This window comes from Geminicoccus harenae (assembly GCF_019800005.1).
Classification (GTDB): Bacteria; Pseudomonadota; Alphaproteobacteria; order Geminicoccales; family Geminicoccaceae; genus Geminicoccus; species Geminicoccus harenae.
Genome location: NZ_JABGCL010000007.1, coordinates 195,571 through 208,306, shown reverse-complemented (window position 1 = coordinate 208,306; position 12,736 = coordinate 195,571). Strand labels below are relative to the sequence as shown.

Genomic DNA, 12,736 nt, shown 5'->3' with positions numbered 1-12,736 from the left:
GCCGGTCCGGGAGCCCAACGCTCAGGCGGCAGGCACGTTCCGCTCCAGTTCCTCCAGCCAGGCCTTGGCGTTGCCGTCCGAGGGGGCGCGCCAGTCGCCGCGCGGCGAGAGCGAGCCGCCGGCCGCGACCTTGGGGCCGTTCGGCATGGCCGAGCGCTTGAACTGGCTGAAGCCGAAGAAGCGGCGGATGAACACTTCCAGCCATTTGCGGATGTGCGGGAGGTCATAGGCGCGCCGCCGGTCTTCGGGGAAGCCGGGCGGCCAGGCGCCGCGGTCGGCCTGCTCCCAGGCCATCAGCGCCAGGAACGCGATCTTGGACGGCCTGAAGCCGTAGCGCAGCGTGTAGAACAGGTTGAAGTCCTGCAGCTCGTAGGGGCCGACCTTGGCCTCGGTGCTCTGCGGCTTCTCGCCGGCCTCGACCGGCACCAGCTCCGGCGAGATCTCGGTGGCGAGGATCGATTCCAGTGTGGCCGGCACGTCGCCGCCGAACTGCCCGGACGAGATCACCCAGCGGATCAGGTGCTGGATCAGCGTCTTCGGCACCCCGGCATTGACGTTGTAGTGGGACATCTGGTCGCCCACGCCATAGGTGCACCAGCCCAGGCCCAGCTCGGACAGGTCGCCGGTGCCGATCACCAGGCCGCCATGGTGGTTGGCCAGGCGGAACAGATAGTCGGTGCGCAGGCCCGCCTGCACGTTCTCGAAGGTGACGTCGTAGACCGGCTCGCCCCGGCCGAACGGGTGGCCCAAATCCTTCAGCATCTGCGTGGCGGTCGGGCGGATGTCGAGCTCCTGCCAGGAGACCTCCAAAGCACTCATCAGGCGGATGGCGTTGGTCTTGGTCTCGTCCGAGGTGGCGAAGCCCGGCATGGTGTAGGCCAGGATGTTGGTGCGCGGCAGGCCCAGGTGATCCATCGCCTTGGCGGCCACGATCAGCGCGTGGGTCGAATCCAGCCCGCCCGAGACGCCGATCACCACCTTGTCGATCCTGGTGGCGCGCAGGCGCTGGGTCAGGCCGGCGACCTGGATGTTGTAGCCCTCGTAGCAGTCCTGGGCGAGGCGCGCCGGGTCGGCCGGCACGAACGGGAAGCGCTCGACGACCCGCCGGAGACCGACATCGGCCAGCGGTGCCGCCAGCTCGAACGGCACCACCCGATAGCGGTCGGTCATTGCCTGGAAGCGGCGGCGGTTGTCGTCGAACGTGCCCTGGCGGGCGCGCTCCTGGCGAAGCAGGTCGAGGTCGACATCGGCCGTCACCAGCTGGTCGCCCGGTGGGAAGCGGTCGCTCTCGGCCAGCACCCGGCCGTTCTCGAAGATCGAGGTCTGGCCATCCCAGGCGAGGTCGGTGGTGGATTCGCCGGCCCCCGAGGCCGAGTAGACATAGGCGGCAAGGCAGCGCGCCGACTGCGACTGGGCCAGCAGCTTGCGGGTCTCGGCCTTGGCGATGGTGATGTTGGAGGCGGACAGGTTGGCCAGCACGGTGGCACCGGCCAGGGCCGCGTCGCTGCTGGGCGGGATCGGCACCCAGACGTCCTCGCAGACCTCGACATGGACGATGAGCCCCTCGATGTCGTCGGCGGCGAACAGGAGGTCGGTGCCGAAGGCCGCGGTCTGGCCGCCCACGATGATGGTCTCGCCGTCCATGTCCTGGCCGGACGCGAAGTGGCGGTGCTCGTAGAACTCGCGATAGTTCGGCAGGTGGACCTTGGGCACCACCCCCAGGAGGCGGCCGCGATGGATCGCTATTGCCGCGTTGTAGATGCGGTTGCGGTGGCGGACGGGGGCCCCCACCAGCAGGAGGGGCAGGAGGTGGCGGCTGCCGTCCAGGAGGTCCGCCAGCGCGTCGTCGACCGCATCGAGCAGCGGGTCCTGGAGCAGGAGGTCGTCGATCGCATAGCCGGACAGCGAGAGCTCCGGGAACACCGCCACCGCCACCGCCTGCTCATGGCAGCGCCTGGCCATCGCCAGGATGGTCCGGGCATTGCTCGCGGGATCGGCGATGCTGCAGGTCGTGGTGCAGGCCGCGATCCGGGCAAAGCCGTGGCGGTAGATGGAGCGGAAGGTCATGCGATCCCCGGGCCGGTTGCTGTGGGAAGAATAGGGGAGGCGGCCGGAGGTTTCACCTGGCCAGGGCCGCAGGCTCGGGTTCGTTCGTGTAAAAGGCGCGGTGCCGGTGCCCGTCGGGTTCGCTGCACCGGCCTGCCGTCCGGAACGCTGGCGGCTGCCGCGCGGCCTGCTCTCGGGTTCGTTCGTGCAAATTCCATGTTCGGGTCCGGCAAGGCGGCATCCTGGCGATGAAGCGGATCGGTCAAGGCAGCATAACGTAGAACAGGTGGGCGGTCCCGTCGGGGCTCCGCAGCCTGCTTTTGGCCATCATGGCAAAATGCCGGCAAGATGGCTGCATTCATTGTTTCGACATGAGCACGATCAATTCCGGCAGAATCGCGAAACCTGTCCCGGTTCTCCACTGAGGGCGGCGCACCGAACTTCATGGTGCACCATCATGCTCTTCTGAGCCTGTACCGCTTGCGCCGGTGGGCCGTTTTCCGATTACATGGCATTCGGCCGGTGTGCCGGCTCGAGGCAGGCCCAGGGAAGGGTGAAGAGCGGATGGCACGGGTTCCTGCGGTTCAGGTGGAAGAGCCGGTCCGGCTGGCGCCGGAGCGGGCGGCGGAGATGGTGCCGGAGATGCGGGCGCCGCCGGTCCGGAACATGGTCGATGCGGTGCGACTGGTCGCGGCGGCCTGGCCGCTGATCGTGGAGGAATGCCGCAGCGCGCTCGGCGGCGAGCTACACTACCAAGCCATGGCCTATCACTGCCTGCGCCGGGCGGGCCTGCCCGCCACCCAGCTCGGCATGAACGTCAAGCAGTGGATCGACGCGCCGGTGACGCCGCTGTTCCGGGCGCTGGATTCGCGCAAGGAGGCGGGGTTCCAGGGCGGCTTCGAGCCCATCCCGGACATCGTGATCTTCCGGCCGGCGATCGGCGGCGACTGGCGGCGGCGGAACCGGCAGGCGACGCTCCGGCACATGCTGGTCGCCATCGAGGTGAAGGCGTCCGAGCGGGCCAGTGGGCGGCTGCGGGCCGGCGAGATCATCCGCGACATCCGCAAGCTCACGGCCCATCGTGACGAGCTGCGCCATCGCGGGGGCGACATGCATCCGATGATGATGGTGATCGACACGGCACCGCTGGCGGACGAACGCATGCCGGCGGCCAAGCTGAAGCTGGCGCGTGCCGCCGCGCAGGCCCAGGGCGTGGGCTTCCTCTATGTCTCGCCCGCGGCCACCTGCATGGAGCTGGCGATGGCATTGCCGGAGGAGAAGCCGGTCCAGTTCGCCTTCGACTTCATGATGGGCTGATGCGGTGCCGGGGCCGGTTGCCCGGGTTCAGGTGGCACGTTCGCCCGGAGGCTTTCCGCCGCCTGCACCTCCGGCCTGCACCGCGGCGTCCCAGTAGCGCCGGTTGCCGGGCGCGATCCGGGCCCCGCTGGCCTCCACCCGGGCGATGATCGCCGTGTAGAACCGGCGGGCGGCCTCCGGCCCGCTCAGGATGGCCAGGCTCTGCAGGATCCGGCTGATCCGCAGATGGTTGTGGTCGCTCGGCACGAGCCAGTCGTCGGTCTGCCGGTAGAAGGCCAGCATCCGCTCGGCCGCCCGGGCGAGATTGGCCAAGGCTGCCGGATCCGCCCGGATCGCCTCGATCTCCCCGTCAGTCAGCACCGGGGAATGGGGCTGGGCCATGCTGCGGGTCGGCAGCGGGAACAGCCACTGGATGTAGTCGTGGATATGTTCGAGCTGGCGGTCCGACAAGGCCAGCACGCTGTCCAGGCTGCGACCGGCGCCATCCTGGCCGTGGCCGGACAAATAGGCGTGGATCGGACCGGCGGCCTCAGGCGGCATCGCATTCTTCCCCTGCATCCTGCCGGAGGAAAAGACCGGTCGCCTGTGCAGGGTTCCTTTAGAACCTCACCTCGCATGACACTCGGCAGAGCAATTACTTCGAATACAATTGGCGCTTGTGGTCATAAATGTCAAATGGCTATAATGGTTTCTGCCGGCAACGCAGAAAGTATCCGGTAAAACCGCCATAAGTCAGCCCGCGAGCGTCAGGAGATCTGCCCAGACGGAAAGCTGTCTATGCTCGCCGCCGGCGCTGGCGGCGAGCAAGCCGAATGCTGTTTTCATGAACGATTGCACGATCCACGAGTCTTCCGACGGCACCTTTTACTCGAGGCAGCGTTGATCGTCTGTGGTGCTGGATGAAGTTCCGACAGGCGATTGTGCCCGCGGCGCGGGCAGGTTCCGGGCCACGCACATGAACGGGAACTGCTTACTGGCGAACGTCGCGCCGAGCAGCAGCTGCCGCGGTGCCACTGAAGAAAGCACGCCATGACCGATGCCGACGGCGCTCTGATCGATGACGTTCAACCCGTTATTCCTCGCGCATTCACCGTAGGTATCGCGAGCGGCATGCGGTCATGGCCGCCGCTGGCAGCCCTCGCGCTGAACTATGACTCGGCTCCGGCGCAGGCGGCCTGGCGCCGATGGCCGGTGTTCCGGAGCCCGCTCGGGCGGACCTTGCTGATCGCGATGGGGGCAACCGAGTTCGTCACCGACAAGCTGCCCGGTACGCAGCCCCGGATCGCGCTGACCGTGCAGCCTTCCCGGATCGACAGCGGCCTGGTGGGCCGGCTCGCCTTCGCCGGCATTGCGGGCGCGGCGATCGGCAGCGAACACGGCGGAAGGAACTCGATCGTGGCGGGGGCTGCCCTCGCGGTCGCCGGGGCCATTCTCACCAACTATGCCGGCTACTTCGCGCGTACCGCGGGCGTCGAGGCGACTGGTGTGCCCAACATGGCCGTCTCGCTCGCCGAGGATGCCGCCACGGTCGCGCTACTCGCCGCTGCAGTGCCGGTCGAGACGATGGCGGACCGCGGCTGAACCAACGTCCGCCACGCAGCAAAGCCCATCCGCGACCTCCTGGCGCCTGCCATCGGCGCCCAACTGCGCCGGATTGCCCTCGGCACCATTGGTGAAGTCAGGCCGGTCAGGCCACCAGCGGCACCACGATCGCGTCCAGCGCCGCCTGGGCATCGCCCGGGGCCATGCGGAGCTGGAGGCCGCGCTGGCCGCCGTTGAGGAAGACGTGTTCCTCGTCCATGGCACTGGCCTCGATCGCGACCGGCACGCGCTTCTTCTGGCCGAACGGGCTGATGCCGCCGACATGGTAGCCGGTCAGGCGCTCGGCATCGGCCGGGCGCATCATCTGGGCGGACTTGCCGGTGAACGCGGCGGCGAGCTTCTTCATGTTCACCTCGCGGTCGGAGGGCACGATCACGCAGACCGGCCGGCCGTCGACCTCGGCCATCAGCGTCTTCAGGACTCGATGCGGGGGAGCGCCGATCGCTTCGGCGGCCTGCAGGCCGACCCGGTCGGCGTCCGGGTCGTAGTCGTAGGTCACGGTGTCGAAGGCGACCTTGGCCCGCTGGAGGAACTGGGTCGCACGGGTGCTCTTGGACATGCCGGGTGATCTGGGCGGGGCTTGGCTGCGTATACTCATCCAGGCGGCGGCTGGTCCGCTGGCCAGGGCCGCCACGCTTGCTCGCGGGCGGCTCGGACGGGAACATAGCGGCAACCTCGATGGCTGCCGGCGAAGGTCGAGCGGATGGACGTCCAAAGCAAGCTGGAAATCCTGGCCGATGCCGCGAAATACGACGCGTCCTGCGCGTCGAGCGGCACGGAGAAGCGGCATTCGGCCGGCGGCAAGGGCATCGGCTCCACCGAGGGTATGGGCATCTGCCATTCCTATGCGCCGGACGGGCGCTGCATCTCGCTGCTCAAGATCCTGCTCACCAATGCCTGCATGTTCGACTGCCGCTACTGCATCAACCGGTCGTCCTCGAACGTGCGCCGGGCACGCTTCACCGTGCGCGAGGTCGTGGACCTGACCCTCGACTTCTACCGGCGCAACTATATCGAGGGCCTGTTCCTGTCCTCGGGCATCATCCGCAGCCCCGACTACACGATGGAGCAGCTGGTCCTGGTGGCGCGCACCCTGCGGGTCGGGCACGGGTTTCGCGGCTATATCCATCTCAAGACCATTCCGGATGCGGCGCCCGAGCTGGTGGCGGAGGCCGGGCTTCATGCCGACCGGCTCTCGATCAATATCGAGCTGCCGACCGAGACGGGCCTGAAGACGCTGGCACCCGAGAAGGACGTGCGCGCGATCCGGCGCACCATGGGCGATCTCAGGGTGCGGCTGGAGGAAGCCACGGAGGAGAAGCGGCGCAGTGTGCGGGCGCCGCGCTTCGCGCCGGCCGGGCAGAGCACCCAGATGATCGTCGGCGCGGATGGGGCCTCCGACCGGACTATCCTGGATACGTCGGCCAACCTGTACGGCTCGTACCGGCTCAAGCGCGTCTATTATTCCGCCTTCAGCCCGATCCCCGAGGCCAGCGCCAGCCTGCCGCTGGCAGCACCGCCGCTGCTCCGCGAGCACCGGCTCTACCAGGCCGACTGGCTCCTGCGCTTCTACGGCTTCACCGTCGACGAGATCGCACCAGCCTCGGGCATGCTGCCGCTCGACATCGACCCGAAGCTCGCCTGGGCGCTCCAGCACCGGGACCGCTTCCCGCTCGATTTGAACCGGGCCAGCCGCGAGGAACTGCTGCGCGTGCCGGGGCTGGGCACCAGGTCGGTCGAGCGGATCCTCTCCGCCCGCCGCTACCGGCAGGTGCGCAGCGACGATCTCGCTCGGCTCCGGGTGCCGGTCGGCAAGGTGCTGCCCTTCGTGGTGCTGCCGGACCACCGGCCGGCCACCCGGCTGCTGGACGGCGAGCGGCTGGTGGAGCGGCTGCGGCCGCCGGCCCGGCAGCTCGAGCTGGGCCTGTGACCTATCTGGCGGAGCTGGCCTCGCCGGTCGACCTGGAGGGCTGGCGGCGCTGGGCCAGGGCGTTTGCGCTGGCGGGCACGCCGGGCGAGGCGATCGAGTGGCGGGTGGCCGGGGAGGAGGCAGGGCTGTTCCAGCCCGAGCCGGCGCCGCTGCCGGGTGCGGAAGCGGGCTTCTCCGTGCCGCGCCGCTTCCTGCAATTGGCCGAAACGGCGATCTGCCACCGGGACCCGGAGCGGTTCGCCCTGCTCTATGCGCTGCTCCAGGCGGTGCTGCGCCAGCGCGACATACTGGCGGTGGCGATCGACCCGCTGGTGGCGCGAGTGGGCGGGATGGCCAAGGCCGTGCGGCGCGACATCCACAAGATGCACGCCTTCGTCCGCTTCCGGGCCATCGAGGACGAGGGCGGGGGGCAGCAGTTCATCGCCTGGTTCGAGCCGGAGCATCATATCGTCGAGGCGGCGGCGCCCTTCTTCCAGCGGCGCTTCGCTGCAATGCGCTGGTCGATCCTGACCCCGGAGCGCTCGGTGCACTGGGACGGGGTGGAGCTCCGTTTCGCTGATGGCGTGCCGCGCTCGGCGGCACCGTCCGAGGATGCGCTGGAGGAGCTCTGGCGCAGCTATTACGCGGCGATCTTCAACCCGGCCCGGCTGAAGGTGCAGGCGATGCGCTCGGAGATGCCGGAGAAATACTGGAAGAACCTGCCCGAGGCCCGGCTTATCCGGCCGCTGGTGGAAAATGCGGAACGGCGCGCCCGCGAGATGGTTGCTGCGATGCCAGCGCTGCCCAATCCGCAGCCGCAGCGACCCGCCATGCCATCCTTGGGAGCGAGCGCCATGGCCGAAGCTCAGGCCGTCACCCGACTGGAGGAACTGCGCACGCAAGCCGCCGGCTGCCGCAACTGCCCGCTCTGGGCGCCGGCCACCCAGACCGTGTTCGGCGAGGGGCCGGAGCACGCCAGCGTGGTGTTCGTCGGCGAGCAGCCGGGCGACAGCGAGGACCTGAAGGGCCGGCCGTTCGTGGGCCCCGCCGGTCAGCTGTTCGACCGGGCACTCGGCGAGGCCGGGCTGGACCGGCAGAAGGTCTATGTCACCAATGCGGTGAAGCACTTCAAGTTCGAGCCGCGCGGCAAGCGGCGCATCCACCAGAAGCCCAATACCGGCGAGATCCGCGCCTGCCGGCCCTGGCTGACCGGCGAGCTCGCCACGATCCGGCCGAAGCTGGTGGTGGCGCTGGGGGCGACCGCGGTGCAGAGCCTGATCGGCAAGGCGACCTCCCTGCGCTCGGTGCGCGGCCAGGTGCTGAAGACCGACAATGACGCCGAGATGATGGCGACCGTCCATCCCTCCTATCTGCTGCGCGTGCCGGACGAGGCGCTCCGGGCCAGCGAGTATGCGAAGTTCGTGGAGGACCTGCGCCTGGTGGGCGAGCACGACCCGAGCGTGCGGATGGGCTGAGGCTCAGCCGGTGGCTTGCGCCGGCTGGAGCCGGTCGACCAGGGCCAGGGCGTCGACCGGGGCCGCCTGCTGCATGGTGTTGTCGAAGTAGAGATAAACGTCGCGGGGCATTGGTGCCGGATCGCCCCCGGGCGCGATGAAGCCGCCGTCAGTCATGGGCAGGCCCTGGCTCCAGGCCTGGAGGCGAGCTGCCCAGCGGTCCAGCGAGGCCCCGTCGTAGCTGCTGCGGTAGAGCAGCTTGCCGCCATGGAGCCGGCAATAGGCGAAGTCGGTGGTGAGGTCGAACAAGGCTGGCCAGCGAGGAGCGTCGGCGGCGACCAGGGCCACGCGGTGGCGGCGGAGCAGGGCGACGAAATCGGGCGTGCAGAAGCTCTCGTGGCGGATCTCGACGGCGTGGCGGATGCGGCCGATCCCGTCCGCCGCGAGCCAGGTGTGTTCCCCGACATGGGCGTCGTGGCGCTCCGCCAATGCCAGGGCAGCCGCCCCGTCCTGGGGCAGGAGCGCCAGGAAGGCAGCGAATAGTTCCGGCTCGAAGCGGAAGCCCGGCGGGAACTGCCAGAGGATCGGGCCCAGCCGGTCGCCCAGGCGCAGGACGCCCGAGGCCAGGAAGTTGGCGATCGGCGTCTCGGGCTCCACCAGTCCGCTGTCATGGGTGATGAAGCGCGGTGCCTTGACCGCGAACACGAAGCCGTCCGGCGTGGCCTCGGCCCAGCGGGCGAAGGTCGCCGGCCTCTGCAGGCCGTAGAACGTGCCGTTGATCTCGATCGTGCGGAAGACCCGGGCGGCATGGGCCAGCTCGGCGCGCTGCGGCAGGCCCTTGGGATAGAAGCCGCCGCGCCAGGGCGGATAGGTCCAGCCCGAGATGCCGATGCGGATGTCGCCTGCCGGTACCAATCGCCGCCTCCTCTGTGTCGAGGCTAAGAACCCGCCGGGGGGCGGCAGGTTCTCCGGTGCCGGGCGGTCGAAAGGGGAACTCGGTGGCGGCAGGGCGGTTCTTGAGGCAGCCAGGACTGGAGGCATCGATGCCACAGGGCGACAAGTCCAAGTACACCGACAAGCAGAAGCGCAAGGCCGAGCATATCGCGGAAGGCTACGAGGCGCGCGGCGTGTCGGAGGACGAGGCCGAGCGGCGTGCCTGGGCCACCGTCAACAAGGACGATGGCGGCGGCAAGAAGAGCGGCGGCTCCGGCAGGAGTGCCCATACCGGCCATCCGGCTGCCCACAAGGGCGGGGAGAAGGGCGGCAAGGCGTCGGCGTCCCGTTCGGCGGCGGAGCGTTCCGCATCCGCGAAGAAGGCGGCTGCGACCCGCAAGCGCAACGCGGAACAGCACGCGCATCACTGACACACGATATGGGCCAGGGATCCGGCAGGATCCGGGCCGGGAGGAAAAACCATGGGTCTGTTCACGAGCGATATCAAGACGATGGATGATCTGTTCGTCCATCAGCTCCAGGACATCTATTACGCGGAGCAGCAGATCACCAAGGCCTTGCCGAAGATGATCAGCAAGGCGACCAACCCGCAGCTCAAGTCCGGTTTCGAGCAGCATCTGCGCGAGACCGAGAACCAGATTCAGCGACTTGAGCAGGTCTTCAAGATGCACGGCGTCCAGGCCAAGGGCGTCACCTGCCCGGCCATCGACGGGATCATCAAGGAGGCCAACGAGGTGGCCGGCGAGGTCGCCGACAAGGAGGTGCTGGACGCAGCGTTGGTGGCCTCCGCCCAGGCCGTCGAGCACTATGAGATCACCCGCTACGGCACGCTGATCGCCTGGGCCAAGCAGCTCGGCCGCAACGACTGCGCCAGCGTGCTCCAGCAGAACCTGGACGAGGAAAAGGCGACCGACGCGAAGCTGACCCAGATGGCGGAAGCGAAGATCAACCGCGCCGCCGCCTGACCAGCACCTCGATCCTTCGCGTGGATGGCCCCGCCGGCGAGCCTGGCGGGGCCATCTGTCGTTCTAGCGCAGGTCCAGCTCGGCCAGACGGAAGGCGATGCGCCGCTGCAGGGGCGGGAGGCGGGTCACGGTCTGCAGCGCCAGGTTGCGCAGGAGCCGGGCCGGCGTCGAGCGCGCGGTGGCGATCCGGGTGAGCCGGTCGGTCATCGCCACCAGGCGCTGGGCGTTGTGCCGGCGTGCTGTCGCCCAGGCGTCCAGCCCTTCCGTGTCGCCCTGGCGCAAGGTGGCGATCAGCGGACCGGCCAGGCTCACTGCGTCCTGGATGCCGGTGTTCATCCCCTGGCCGCCCGCCGGGCTGTGGACATGGGCGGCGTCACCGCACAGGAGCACGCGGTCCTTGCGGAAGCTGGCAGCGACCCGGTGGTGGATGCGAAAGCGCGAGCTCCAGATCAGGTCGTGCGCCACCGCCCGCTGTTGCTGCGGCCCGCGCCGGTCCAGCAGTGCCTGCGCGGTGGCGAGGTCGGGCTCGGCCGGGGCATCGGCCATGGTCGCGACGATCCGGTAGCGCCCGCCCGGGAACGGCACCACCACCATCAGCCCGTCCGGCGACAGCATCAGGCTCGCCTCGTCCGGGCCGAGCGGCCAGTCCATGTGCAGGTCGGCCAGGACGAAGCTCTCCTCGTAGGTGCCGCCGGCAAACGCGATGCCGGCCGCCTCGCGCACGAAGCTGTGGCCGCCATCGCAGCCGACCACGTAGCGGGCGGCCACCTGCTGCGTGCCCAGATCGGTCTCCAGGTCGGCCAGGACATGGTCCGGCCCCGGCTCCAGCCGGACTAGCTTGCAGGGCCGCGCCACCGTGCCGCCGAGCGCGGTCAGGCGGTGGTGCAGGATCTGCTCGGTCCGGTCCTGCGGGCACATCAAGACAAAGCGATAGGGGCTGGGCAGCCGGTCGAAGGGAATGGTGGCGAGCAGCCGGTCATGCTCGCGCATGCGAAAGACCTTGACCGCATGGCCGGCGCGCAGCAGCTCGGCCGTGGCGCCCAGGGGCTCCAGCACTTCCAGCGTGCGCGCATGGATCACCGCGGCACGCGACAGATTGCTGCCCTCCGCCTGCCGGTCGACCAGCAGGACGCGGCCGGCCCCCTGGCGCTCCAGCTCGGCGGCGAGGCTGAGCCCGGCCGGCCCGGCGCCCACCACCAGCACCTCGCAGTCACGCGGCAGCACCATCGCCAGCCATCCCTCCAGCCCTGACCAGGACCGGTGGTGGCGCAGAGCGGATTGCGGCGCAAGCGGCGGAGTGCGCCGACCGCCGGCAAGCATCAGGATGCGTCATGCAGCGGGCGTGTCGCCTCGAGGCTCACGTTGCCGCCAGGAGATCGCTACATGACGATGACGCAGATCGACATAACCGACATCCGGCCGACCAGAATGGACCAGGGCGAGTTCCAGACCGACGAGGCGCGCTGGGCGGCGGTGCAGGCGCGCGACCAGGCGGCGGACGGTGCCTTCTGGTTCGCGGTGCGCACCACCGGCGTGTACTGCCGGCCGTCCTGCAAGGCGCGGCCGGCCAGGCGCGAGAATGTCAGCTTCCACGACAGCCCGGCCGCGGCGGAGCAGGCAGGGTTTCGGCCCTGCAAGCGCTGCCGGCCGGAGCTGGAGCCGCAGGACCGGCACCAGGCCCAGGCGGTCGCCAGGGCCTGCCGGCTGATCGAGACGGCCGAGGAGCTGCCGGACCTGGCCCATCTGGCCGACGCCGTGGGTCTCAGCCGGTTCCATTTCCACCGGCTGTTCAAGGAGCGGACTGGGCTCACCCCCAGGGCCTATGCCGCGGCCTGGCGGGCGCGGCGGGTGCGGGCGGAGCTCGGCCGCAGCGAGACGGTCACCGCCGCCATCTACGATGCCGGGTTCAACTCCAACGGGCGCTTCTATGCGGAGGCCGGCAAGGTGCTGGGGATGCGGCCGACCGAGCTGCGCCAGGGCGGGCAGGGGCGGCGGATCCAGTTCGCCGTGACCCGGTGCAGCCTGGGCCAGCTGCTGGTGGCGGCCAGCGAGACGGGGATCTGCGCGATCCTGCTGGGCGACGATCCGGCCGAACTGGAAAGCGACTTGGCCCTGCGCTTCCCCAAGGCGGAGCTGGCGGCCGGCGACGCGCGGTTCGGGGACTGGGTGGCGGCGGTGGTGTGCTTCGTCGAGGCGCCGAAACTGGGGCTGGACCTGCCGCTCGACGTCCAGGGCACCGCCTTCCAGGAGCGGGTCTGGCGGGCACTGCGGGAGATCCCGCCCGGCGCCACGGCGAGCTATGCCGAGATCGCCGAGCGGATCGGCGCACCCAAGGCAGTGCGCGCGGTGGCCCTGGCCTGTGCCGCCAACCGGCTGGCGGTGGCGGTGCCCTGCCACCGGGTGGTGCGCAGCGACGGCGATCTCTCCGGCTATCGCTGGGGGGTGGCGCGCAAGCGGCGGCTGCTCGAGCGGGAGGCGAAGGGTTGAGC

13 protein-coding genes are annotated in these 12,736 nt (G+C 69.6%); 7 read left to right on the top strand and 6 right to left on the bottom strand.

Going from position 1 to position 12,736, the window contains the following annotated elements:
* Positions 1–21: 21 nt before the first annotated feature.
* Complete coding sequence (locus HLA95_RS08855) at positions 22–2,067, bottom strand: NAD(+) synthase (RefSeq protein WP_191059487.1); 2,046 nt, start codon at positions 2,065–2,067, stop codon at positions 22–24.
* 543 nt (positions 2,068–2,610) lie between these two features.
* On the opposite strand from HLA95_RS08855, the gene HLA95_RS08850 reads away from it, so the two are divergent.
* Positions 2,611–3,363, top strand: a complete 753-nt coding sequence (locus tag HLA95_RS08850; RefSeq protein ID WP_191059486.1) for a hypothetical protein — start codon at positions 2,611–2,613, stop codon at positions 3,361–3,363.
* Positions 3,364–3,390: 27 nt separating this feature from the next.
* On the opposite strand, the gene HLA95_RS08845 is transcribed toward HLA95_RS08850, so the two are convergent.
* Positions 3,391–3,903 carry an opioid growth factor receptor-related protein gene (locus HLA95_RS08845; protein ID WP_191059485.1) on the bottom strand — a complete coding sequence of 171 codons (513 nt, stop codon included), beginning with the start codon at positions 3,901–3,903 and terminating at the stop codon, positions 3,391–3,393.
* Positions 3,904–4,227: 324 nt separating this feature from the next.
* Entirely contained in the window at positions 4,228–4,431 is a 204-nt protein-coding gene (locus tag HLA95_RS08840; RefSeq protein ID WP_222183012.1) for a hypothetical protein, read from the bottom strand.
* Between HLA95_RS08840 and HLA95_RS08835 the strand changes: the two genes are divergently transcribed.
* Entirely contained in the window at positions 4,393–4,944 is a 552-nt protein-coding gene (locus HLA95_RS08835) for a DUF4126 family protein (RefSeq protein ID WP_191059484.1), read from the top strand. The two genes, HLA95_RS08840 and HLA95_RS08835, sit on opposite strands and share 39 nt — an antisense overlap.
* A 106-nt stretch (positions 4,945–5,050) precedes the next feature.
* On the opposite strand, the gene ybaK is transcribed toward HLA95_RS08835, so the two are convergent.
* Positions 5,051–5,524 carry a Cys-tRNA(Pro) deacylase gene (gene ybaK / locus HLA95_RS08830; RefSeq protein ID WP_191059483.1) on the bottom strand — a complete coding sequence of 158 codons (474 nt, stop codon included), beginning with the start codon at positions 5,522–5,524 and terminating at the stop codon, positions 5,051–5,053.
* 144 nt (positions 5,525–5,668) lie between these two features.
* Between ybaK and HLA95_RS08825 the strand changes: the two genes are divergently transcribed.
* Positions 5,669–6,895 (top strand): putative DNA modification/repair radical SAM protein, encoded by a 1,227-nt coding sequence (locus HLA95_RS08825; protein WP_222183008.1) that lies wholly within the window; start codon positions 5,669–5,671, stop codon positions 6,893–6,895.
* Complete coding sequence (locus tag HLA95_RS08820; RefSeq protein WP_322100116.1) at positions 6,892–8,349, top strand: UdgX family uracil-DNA binding protein; 1,458 nt, start codon at positions 6,892–6,894, stop codon at positions 8,347–8,349. Before HLA95_RS08825 ends, HLA95_RS08820 begins: the two co-directional genes overlap by 4 nt.
* 3 nt (positions 8,350–8,352) lie before the next feature.
* Here HLA95_RS08820 and HLA95_RS08815 read toward each other — a convergent pair whose 3' ends face one another.
* Positions 8,353–9,243 carry a DUF72 domain-containing protein gene (locus tag HLA95_RS08815; protein ID WP_222183006.1) on the bottom strand — a complete coding sequence of 297 codons (891 nt, stop codon included), beginning with the start codon at positions 9,241–9,243 and terminating at the stop codon, positions 8,353–8,355.
* 128 nt (positions 9,244–9,371) lie between these two features.
* Between HLA95_RS08815 and HLA95_RS08810 the strand changes: the two genes are divergently transcribed.
* Positions 9,372–9,692, top strand: coding sequence for a plasmid stabilization protein (locus tag HLA95_RS08810; protein WP_191060312.1), 321 nt, complete (start codon positions 9,372–9,374; stop codon positions 9,690–9,692).
* A 51-nt stretch (positions 9,693–9,743) separates the two neighbouring features.
* Positions 9,744–10,247 (top strand): YciE/YciF ferroxidase family protein, encoded by a 504-nt coding sequence (locus tag HLA95_RS08805; RefSeq protein WP_191060313.1) that lies wholly within the window; start codon positions 9,744–9,746, stop codon positions 10,245–10,247.
* Positions 10,248–10,310: 63 nt separating this feature from the next.
* Here HLA95_RS08805 and HLA95_RS08800 read toward each other — a convergent pair whose 3' ends face one another.
* Positions 10,311–11,474 carry an FAD-dependent monooxygenase gene (locus tag HLA95_RS08800; protein WP_222183003.1) on the bottom strand — a complete coding sequence of 388 codons (1,164 nt, stop codon included), beginning with the start codon at positions 11,472–11,474 and terminating at the stop codon, positions 10,311–10,313.
* A gap of 162 nt (positions 11,475–11,636) precedes the next feature.
* On the opposite strand from HLA95_RS08800, the gene ada reads away from it, so the two are divergent.
* Positions 11,637–12,734 carry a bifunctional DNA-binding transcriptional regulator/O6-methylguanine-DNA methyltransferase Ada gene (ada, locus tag HLA95_RS08795; protein ID WP_222183038.1) on the top strand — a complete coding sequence of 366 codons (1,098 nt, stop codon included), beginning with the start codon at positions 11,637–11,639 and terminating at the stop codon, positions 12,732–12,734.
* Positions 12,735–12,736: the final 2 nt, after the last annotated feature.

Coding starts and splice junctions, on each gene's coding strand:
- ada (WP_222183038.1), top strand. CDS start 11,637: ATGACGCAGATCGACATAACCGACATCCGGCCGACCAGAATGGACCAG.
- HLA95_RS08825 (WP_222183008.1), top strand. CDS start 5,669: ATGGACGTCCAAAGCAAGCTGGAAATCCTGGCCGATGCCGCGAAATAC.
- HLA95_RS08805 (WP_191060313.1), top strand. CDS start 9,744: ATGGGTCTGTTCACGAGCGATATCAAGACGATGGATGATCTGTTCGTC.
- HLA95_RS08835 (WP_191059484.1), top strand. CDS start 4,393: ATGACCGATGCCGACGGCGCTCTGATCGATGACGTTCAACCCGTTATT.
- HLA95_RS08810 (WP_191060312.1), top strand. CDS start 9,372: ATGCCACAGGGCGACAAGTCCAAGTACACCGACAAGCAGAAGCGCAAG.
- HLA95_RS08850 (WP_191059486.1), top strand. CDS start 2,611: ATGGCACGGGTTCCTGCGGTTCAGGTGGAAGAGCCGGTCCGGCTGGCG.
- HLA95_RS08800 (WP_222183003.1), bottom strand. CDS start 11,474: ATGGTGCTGCCGCGTGACTGCGAGGTGCTGGTGGTGGGCGCCGGGCCG.
- HLA95_RS08855 (WP_191059487.1), bottom strand. CDS start 2,067: ATGACCTTCCGCTCCATCTACCGCCACGGCTTTGCCCGGATCGCGGCC.
- HLA95_RS08845 (WP_191059485.1), bottom strand. CDS start 3,903: ATGCCGCCTGAGGCCGCCGGTCCGATCCACGCCTATTTGTCCGGCCAC.
- ybaK (WP_191059483.1), bottom strand. CDS start 5,524: ATGTCCAAGAGCACCCGTGCGACCCAGTTCCTCCAGCGGGCCAAGGTC.